Below are 2,440 nucleotides of genomic sequence, written 5' to 3'. Positions count from 1 at the left end.
GCCCAGATCACCGCGCCGCCTGACCGCCTCCGTCACCCAAAATCCCGCATAGCTCCTTTATGAGCTTCAGGCGGGTGATCTGCCCTTCGGTCTGGCCGTTCGACCATGGTTGCGTCAGAGCCGCAGCGACAGCCGACTTGTCATTCAGCAAGCCGCGCGCGAACGACGACAGAAGGCTGCTGGCTGCAGCCTCGATCCAGCTATCGAGATCCGGTCGACTCCGTGCGCGGATCATGGCCTGGAAGCGCGAAAGCAGACCCCTTGCCTCGTCGAGCCTTGGCACCTCCGCCTCGATCGTCGCCACGAGGACGGCTTCGGCCTTCGTCAGGCTGTCCCGCCCCGTCGTCATCAGCCGGGAGAGGATCCGTGCTGACGGCACCTTGCTGGGCGCGCCCTCCGGCGCGCGCTCACTGCGTCGCCTCCGCGTTGCCCATTCCCCGACTACCCGCAGGCTGCCGGTGAACCCGTTCGCGCGAAGCCGACGCCAGAGTTCGCCCCGTTGTGACAGCCGGCCGCCCATTCGGCATCGAGCCGGGGCAGATGGGCATCCAGGCTGCTCTGGCGGGCGCGGAAGACGTCGCCGGTCAGACCGCGAAGCACGTCGCGCACGAGCTTGCGACTGTGCCTGGTCGTCCGGGCAATCTTCTTGATCGGCATACCCTGTCGCGACAGAGCCAGGATCGCCTCGCCCGTCGCCTCCCTCCGCAGATAGCCGTCGTACTGCAGGCGCTCGGCGCAGGTAAGCCGTTCGGGATCGACCGTCGCGGCTCCCACAGCGATGCGGATGGCGGCCATCGACTTGCGCACGGCGTCGAGGAAGGCGGCGCTGGCGTTCTCCATCAAGTGCCATCGGTCAGCGACCTGGATCGCCTTGGGCAGCGCCCGAGCCGTGGCCTCGCCGTAGCAGCCACCGCGGTCGCGGGCGACGACGGTAATCTCGGGATGAACCGCAAGCCAGGCCTCGACGGTGCCGCTCTCCCGATCCGGTAGTAGGGCGATGACACGTCGCCGTTCCAGGTCGCAGACCAGGGTGCCGTAACGCTGTCCCCGACGGAAGGCCCAGTCGTCGATGCCGATCACGCTCGGACGCTCCACCGGACGGACGGCACGGCGGCGTACGGTCCGGAGCATCGTATCCCGACTGGCCGGGACCATGAGCCGTCGGGCGAAGCTGGCCGCGGGTCTACCGCCGAGGGCAACGCCGAGATGGTGCACGATGCAGTCGAGCCGGGCCGTGCGCCGGGCATAGGCGGCGGCAAGGTCAGACCCGAGCCGCTCAGCGAAGATCTTGGTCCGGCAGTCCGACCCGATGCAGCGGAAACGACGGACGCGGACATCGAGGGCGACGTGTCTCCCGGCAACCGGCAGATCCGACAGGGTGCGGGTGTAGTGGCTATGGATTCGAGACGAGGGCTGATCGCAGCTTGGGCACCGGGCCAAGGCGGCGACCGGCCGGGCTGTGATGGTCAGCCCAGTGCCGACCTCGACATGATCGATGTGCGTATTCCGACGAAGCCGGCCGGGGATTCCGATTTGAAGCCGGCCGTGATTCCGAGGCGAAGCCGGCCACCGTTCCGATTTGAAGCCGGCCGGTGATGGAGGCATTCCCGCGGGTCTGGGGTGAAGATCACGAGGTTGGTTCAGGCGGTCAAGCGGCTTGCTCGGCCGCCTTGCGTTTGCGCAAGCTCTCGCCGGCGAGTTCGATGCGGTGTGCGTTGTGGAGCAGCCGGTCGAGGACGGCATCGGCGAGCTTCGGGATGCCGATGATCTCGTACCAACGGTCGACCGGCACCTGGCTGGTGATCAGGGTCGCGCCGGTGTCGTAGCGATCCTCGACGATCTCCAGAAGGTCGCGCGCCTGCTCCGGCAGGAGCGGCTCGGGTCCCCAATCGTCGAGGATTAGGAGGTTGGTCTTGGCGATCTGGCGCAGCAGCCGGCCGTAGCGGCCATCGCCGCGGGCGAGGCTCAGGGCCGCAAACAGGCGCGGGACGCGATAGTACAGCACCGAGAGATCGTCGCGGCAGGCCTTGTGCCCGAGCGCGCAGGCCAGCCAACTCTTTCCGACGCCGCAAGGGCCGGTGATGACGAGGTTGCGCCGGGTCCGGATCCAGTCGCCGGTGGCGAGCTTGAGGAACAGCGACCGGTCGAGGCCGCGATGGCTGCGGTAGTCGACATCCTCGATGCTGGCGGGGTGGCGCAGGCGGGCGGCCCGCGCGCGGGTCTCGAAGCGCTTCTGCCGGCGGGCGGTGGCCTCGTGTTCGAGTAGGAGCCCGAGCCACTCGGCGTGCGAGAGCGCGCCGGCTTCCGGGTTGGCGTCGAGCGTCCTGTAGCCAGAGGCCATACCGGTCAGGCCGAGTTCGCGCAGGAGATCGAGGGTGGGATGGGTGAGCATCGTCGTCTCCGTCAGTGGAAGTAGCGCGGGCCGCGCAGGTTGGGGTGG

Annotated in this window: 1 protein-coding gene and 1 pseudogene; both read right to left on the bottom strand. The window is 68.4% G+C overall.

The features are described from left to right. Nucleotides 1–7: 7 nt before the first annotated feature. Nucleotides 8–1,533: pseudogene (locus tag G3T14_RS23750) on the bottom strand (ISL3 family transposase). Nucleotides 1,534–1,648: 115 nt separating this feature from the next. After that, the gene (gene istB, locus G3T14_RS23745) at nucleotides 1,649–2,392 is read right to left on the bottom strand and encodes an IS21-like element helper ATPase IstB (protein WP_163644947.1); all 744 of its coding nucleotides are present in this window, start codon (nucleotides 2,390–2,392) and stop codon (nucleotides 1,649–1,651) included. Between the last annotated feature and the right edge of the window lie 48 nt (nucleotides 2,393–2,440).

Origin of the sequence: Methylobacterium sp. BTF04 (assembly GCF_010692745.1) — a bacterium.
Lineage (GTDB): Bacteria > Pseudomonadota > Alphaproteobacteria > Rhizobiales > Beijerinckiaceae > Methylobacterium.
Note: the sequence above shows the minus strand (reverse complement) of the source record. Positions and strands in the feature narration are given on the sequence as shown.